Annotated in this window: 7 protein-coding genes; 3 read left to right on the forward strand and 4 right to left on the reverse strand. The window is 70.7% G+C overall.

Annotated features, from left to right (window positions below; all coding sequences use genetic code 11):
• Window positions 1–492 (forward strand): NUDIX hydrolase (locus FOE67_RS15380; RefSeq protein WP_228473922.1); only part of this gene is annotated, 492 nt, incomplete at its 5' end.
• Between the two features lie 95 nt (window positions 493–587).
• On the opposite strand, the gene FOE67_RS15385 is transcribed toward FOE67_RS15380, so the two are convergent.
• Complete coding sequence (locus tag FOE67_RS15385; RefSeq protein WP_323384957.1) at window positions 588–788, reverse strand: DUF397 domain-containing protein; 201 nt, start codon at window positions 786–788, stop codon at window positions 588–590.
• The gene (locus FOE67_RS15390; RefSeq protein WP_182606177.1) at window positions 715–1671 is read right to left on the reverse strand and encodes a helix-turn-helix domain-containing protein; all 957 of its coding nucleotides are present in this window, start codon (window positions 1669–1671) and stop codon (window positions 715–717) included. The genes FOE67_RS15385 and FOE67_RS15390 overlap by 74 nt, the downstream gene beginning before the upstream one ends.
• Before the next feature lie 250 nt (window positions 1672–1921).
• On the opposite strand from FOE67_RS15390, the gene FOE67_RS15395 reads away from it, so the two are divergent.
• Complete coding sequence (locus FOE67_RS15395) at window positions 1922–2287, forward strand: ATP-binding protein (RefSeq protein ID WP_323384958.1); 366 nt, start codon at window positions 1922–1924, stop codon at window positions 2285–2287.
• A 178-nt stretch (window positions 2288–2465) separates the two neighbouring features.
• On the forward strand, window positions 2466–2615 hold the full coding sequence (locus tag FOE67_RS15400) for a hypothetical protein (protein ID WP_182664626.1): 150 nt from the start codon (window positions 2466–2468) through the stop codon (window positions 2613–2615).
• Window positions 2616–2731: 116 nt separating this feature from the next.
• Here FOE67_RS15400 and FOE67_RS15405 read toward each other — a convergent pair whose 3' ends face one another.
• Window positions 2732–3193, reverse strand: a complete 462-nt coding sequence (locus FOE67_RS15405) for an NUDIX hydrolase (RefSeq protein WP_323384959.1) — start codon at window positions 3191–3193, stop codon at window positions 2732–2734.
• Window positions 3194–3560: 367 nt separating this feature from the next.
• The coding region (locus tag FOE67_RS15410; protein ID WP_182664628.1) for an ABC transporter ATP-binding protein at window positions 3561–5398 on the reverse strand (1838 nt) is incomplete at its 5' end.

Here is a 5398-nt window from a genome sequence, read left to right on the forward strand (position 1 = left end):
CCCACCGGCCCCGCCCCCCTGGCCTCCGGTCCGCTCGGCATCGACCTGCTGGACTTCGCCCGGGTCCCGGAGCACGCGCCGCCGACCGACCACGCGTTGACCTATGCCCTGACCGCCCTGTGGCACGGTGACCGCCTGCTGCTGGTGCACGAACGCGAGCGGAACTGCTGGGAGTTGCCCGGCGGCGGCATCGACCCCGGCGAGTCCCCGCGCACGGCGGCGGTCCGCGAGGTGCGCGAGGAGACCGGGTTGGTCGTGGCCGCCGACGAACTGCGGTTCGTCGGCTTCCCGTACACCACGCTGGTCGGGCACCCACCCTCGCGCGGCGCGCTGTTCACCGCCGAGATCGCCGATCCCGGAGCCCTCGGACCGGTGCCGTTCACCCCGAACGACGAGATCGCCGCCACCCTGTGGTGGGACGGTACCGCCCCGCCGCCGGGCGGCCTGCTCCAGACCGTGGACATCCACCTCGCCGCCCTCACCCGGGAGTGAGGGCGAACCTCACTGCCGGGCGGGAGTACGCGAAGCGGATGGGCGCGGGTTCACGCCCCGTCACTCGACCCCGGAGTGCCGTAACCAGGCAGGGCTCAGGCTCCGCCGAGCTCCCCATCCCGGGCGACCGCCGCGAGGAAACGTCGCCCACTCTCATGCCCCACCACCATCACCGGCCCGTCCGGACACTTCGAGTCACGGAAACCGACTCCTCGGGTGCCCTCACGACGCACCTCGACGCAATCCCCGTTCTGCCCGCTGTGACTGCTCTTCACCCAACCGGTCTCCACCAGCACCTTCGTCTCCCCTCGACTCCCGGGCGTACTCGCGTGCGATTCCTTCAATCATGCGCCTGCTGTCCAACTCCCCCAAGGCCGTGGCCCGGAGGCGATCAAAGATCTCCGAGTGAAACGCGATGTCCCGGGGGTTCTCCAGGTAGGCGTGGCTCATGTGGCTCTCCAGGAGAACCACCTCCATCTCGGAAGGCATGGGGAACCGATAGATCTTGAAGGGGAACGGACCACCCCGGTACGCGCCGACGGAGAAGGGCAGAACCTGCAGGGTCACATTGCCCAGGTTCGCCAACTCCAGCAGGTGGTGGAGCTGTGCACGCATCACCTCGGGCCCACCACACATCTGCCTCAGAGCGGCCTCCCCCATCACCATCCAGACCTCGATGGGGTGCTCGGTACGCGTCAATGCCTTCTGCCGCTCCAGGCGCACCTTGAGCATGGTCTCCTGGTTCGGCTGCAAAGGGCCGGGGGAGCCTCCTCCGATCACCGCCTCCGCATACCTCTCCGTCTGCAGCAGACCGTCGATGATGGCCGGTTGAAAACCCCGGCAGTACGACGTGTCCTCCTCCAGGCCGATGAGGTCCAGGAAGTCCCGTGGAAGTTGATCTTCCAGAGCGCGCCACCAACGCTGTCGGCGCCCCTCCCGGGCCAATGACAACCACCCCTCACGCGCGCCCTGATCAAGGACGCCGTAGAGGTCCAGAAGCGCTTTGAGATCGAGGGGCCTGACCGGACTTCGGCCGGACTCGATGCGACTGATCTTGGACGCGTTACAACTCAAGTGCTCCGCCGCGTGTTCGAGAAGAAGCCCTCTCTCCTCCCGCAGGCGCCGCAGGTTGGTTCCCAGGACACGACGACGCACGGTCGGCTTCGAGTCCTCCGCCATGACCTTCCCCCTCACCGGAGTGACAGTTGACAACCGGGAGCCCGTTCTTCACTCGTAGAAGTGAACTCTCGTAGTTGACTTGCACGACGCAAGCCGACAGGTCCATATTCGCAGGGTAATCAATCCAAAGCCAAGAGCAATCAGGCCGGAGAGGGCGCCCGAACGTTCGCGCGACTCCCCCATAGGAGACCCCATGGAGACCGAATCCCCTGCCGAAGCATCCCTTTCACCGCCCTCTTTCCGGCGGGAGGTGAAGGCTCACGCCGAACGGGCGGGTGCCCTGCGGGAAGAGGTCGCCTCCTTGGTACGGGAGTGGGGTGGCTGCCCCGACACCGTGGCACTGGTGCGACTCGGGGTATCGGAACTGATCACCAACGTGATCAAGCACGTCGAGGACCCGAGGTGTCGACTGGAGGTGCACCACCTCGGGAGCGAAATCCGGGTACGCCTGTTCGACAGGGCTCGCGAGGTTCCGGCGGTGACGGTCCCCGCGTGGGATGCCGAAGGCGGACGGGGTCTGTGGCTGCTGCGGGATATGACCACCGGCCTGGGCTACACCTGTGTCCCCGGGGGAAAGTGGGTCTGGTTCACGGTGCGCCTGTCCCCCACCTCGTGAACAGGGACGATCGCGGTGGGAAGCGGGAAGACCCGCCGAGGGTGGGGACCCGGCCAACGGAACGGCGAGCACTTCTTCCTGCAACCACCGAACCGATGGACGGCACACGGTTCCTCGAACTCGGAAAGGCACGATCCGCTCCGACCGGCCCACCGGACCGGATGAGGGAACGAGGTTCGTGCCCGGACCGGCCATCGTCACGGTCATGGAGTACTACCCCGAGGACGAGAAACCCGCTTCCGTCCGTTTCGCCCCGGGTGAGAGCGTTCCCCTCGAGGTACCGACCCGCCTCACCACCCGGGTGGACAACCTGATGACGCACTCGTGACAGTGGACGGCAGCGGTTACCGGAGCCCTCCTCTCCCCTCCGATCCTCGGCTTGGGAGAGGGGCCGCCCCGGGGCACCACCGATCGGACCTCTTCGACTCGACCCGTCCGCGCCGCTCAACCGGTGGCGGTGCGGTACAGGGTGAGGAGGTCGCCGACCTCCGGGGAGACGGGGTGGCGGTCCCCGGGGGCGGCCCACACGGCGGCGTCGTGTTCGGCCGGCCGGAGGTCCCCGTCCGGGGCGACGCGCACCGTGAAGGTGAATTGGCGGGTCGCCCGCCCGCTGCCCGAGCGGTAGTCGAAGGTACCGAGGTACTCCTCCACGGCGGTGACGGTCAGCCCGGTCTCCTCCGTCACCTCCCGCCGCAGCGCGTCGAGCAGGTTCTCACCCGCTTCCACCCGCCCCGAGGGGAGCTCCCACAGCCCGGGGAGATGGTCCTCGTCGGCCCGGCGACGCAGGAGGAGGACGCGCCCTTCGTCGTCGGTGACGACCGCGCCGACCACGTGCCGCTCGACGCCGTCCCGCCGGGCGGCCCCGGTCAACTCGTCCATCAGATCGGCGTCCACGAGAAGCGACACGGGACTCGCGTCCTTTCGGCAGGGGACGGCGCCCGCCCCGGACACCCCGGCCAGGATAGGGCCGCCGCTCGCGGGGGCCCGGACCCGGCGGACGAGCCCACCCGTTCGGCCCCGCCCGTTTGATCGCCTCATCCCGCCCATCACCGGTGGCACCTCCCCGGCGACCCGGAACCGGAGGGCGCGGGACGGCGACGGAACCCGCCCGATCACGCCACGTCACGTCTCGGCCCCGGCGACCCGATCACCGGAATCAGCGGTCCACCGGGGCTTGTCGGAACAAGCGCAGCACAAGAAAGACCGAAGGAGCCGGGCTCCGGTCAGCGGGGTCGGCGGGCCCGCCTCCGTGAGGTGACGGGCCCGACCCCCGTCAGGCGCCGGGGGTCGCGCCGACCGGCTCACCGGTGTAGCTGCGCCACAGCTCGGTGTACCGGCCGCCGGCGGCCAGGAGGTCGGCGTGGGTGCCGTCCTCCACGACCCGTCCGCCGTCCAGGACCACCACCCGGTCCGCCCGGGCCGCCGTGGTCAGGCGGTGGGCTACGACCAGGGTGGTGCGCCGCTTGGCGAGCCGGTCGGTGGCCTCGTTGACCAGCGACTCCGTCGCCAGGTCCAGCGCCGCCGTGGCCTCGTCCAGCAGCAGGATGTCGGGGTCGACCAGTTCGGCGCGGGCCAGGGCGATGAGCTGGCGCTGGCCGGCGGAGAGGTTGCGGCCCCGTTCGGCGATGGGGTGCAGGTAGCCGCCCGGCAGGCGGGCGATCATGTCGTGCGCGCCGACCGCCCGGGCCGCCGCCTCCACCTCGGCGTCGGTCGCGTCGGGTCGCCCGTAGGCGATGGCGTCGCGGACCGTGCCGGCGAACAGGTAGGACTCCTGCGGCACGACACCCAGCCGGCGGCGGTAGCCGGTGGGGTCCAGGTCGCGGACGTCCCGGCCGTCCACCAGGACGGCGCCGGAGGTGGGGTCGTAGAACCGGGCCACCAGCTTGACCAGGGTGGACTTGCCCGCACCGGTCTCGCCGACGAAGGCGACGGTCTGCCCGGCCGGGATGGTGAGGTCCACGTCGATCAGCGCGTCGGGGGCGTTCGAGGAAGCGGTGCCGTAGCGGAAGCCGACCTTCTCGAAGCGGATCCCGCCCTCCAGCCGGTCCACCGGCAGCGGGTCGGCGGGCGGCGGGGTGGAGGTCGGCTCGCGCAGCAGTTCCTGGATGCGGCCCAGCGAGACGGTGGCCTGCTGGTAGCCGTCGAAGACCTGGGAGAGCTGCTGCACCGGGGCGAAGAACAGCTCGATGTACAGCAGGTACGCGACCAGGGCGCCGGCCGTCAGGGTGCCGGCGGCGACCCGACCCGAACCGAGCACCAGCACCCCGGCGGTGGCCACGGTCGCGAGCAGCTGCACGAAGGGGAAGTAGATCGAGATGAGCCACTGCCCCCGCACCCGGGCGCGCCGGTAGCCGTCGGAGCGCTCGGCGAACCGGGCCTCGGCGGCGGCCTCGCGGCGGGACGCCTGCACCAGACGCAGGCCGGACACGTTCTCCTGGAGGTCGGCGTTGACGCCGGCGACCCGTTCGCGGGCCAGCTCGTACGCCTTCACGCTGGCCCGGCGGAAGAAGACGGTGCCGATGATCAGCGGCACGAGGGTGGCGAGCACCACCAGGGCGAGCTGCGGGTCGATGACCACGAGGGCGCCCAGGATGCCGAGGAAGGTCATGATCGACACCAGCGCCTGCACCAGCCCGGTCTGCAGGAAGGTGGTCAGGGCGTCGACGTCGGTGGTCATCCGGGTCATCACGCGGCCGGTCAGCTCGCGCTCGTAGTAGTCCAGGCCGAGCCGCTGGAGGTGCGCGAAGATCTTGGTGCGCAGCGCGTACAGGGCGCGTTCACCGGTGCGGCCCACGGCCCGCAGGCCGCCGTACTGCACGAGCCACTGGGCGAGTACCACGCCCAGCGCGATCGCGGCGGCGGTCACGACACCCTCCAGGGCGCCCCGGGTGACGCCCTCGTCGATGCCGTGCCGGATGAGGATCGGCAGCAGCAGGGCGGCGCCGGCGTCGGCGATGACCAGCAGCAGGGCGAACAGCAGTGGTCGGCCCAGGCCGCTCAGCAGGCGGCGCAGGCCGTAGGACTCCTCGGGTCGGGCGGCCCGGCGCTCGTCGATGTCGGGGGTGTCGTCGGCCGGGGGCAGGGCGGCGACCCGCTCCAGGAGTTCGGGGG

Source organism: Streptomyces calidiresistens (genome assembly GCF_014141525.1).
Taxonomy (GTDB): Bacteria; Actinomycetota; Actinomycetes; order Streptomycetales; family Streptomycetaceae; genus Streptomyces; species Streptomyces calidiresistens.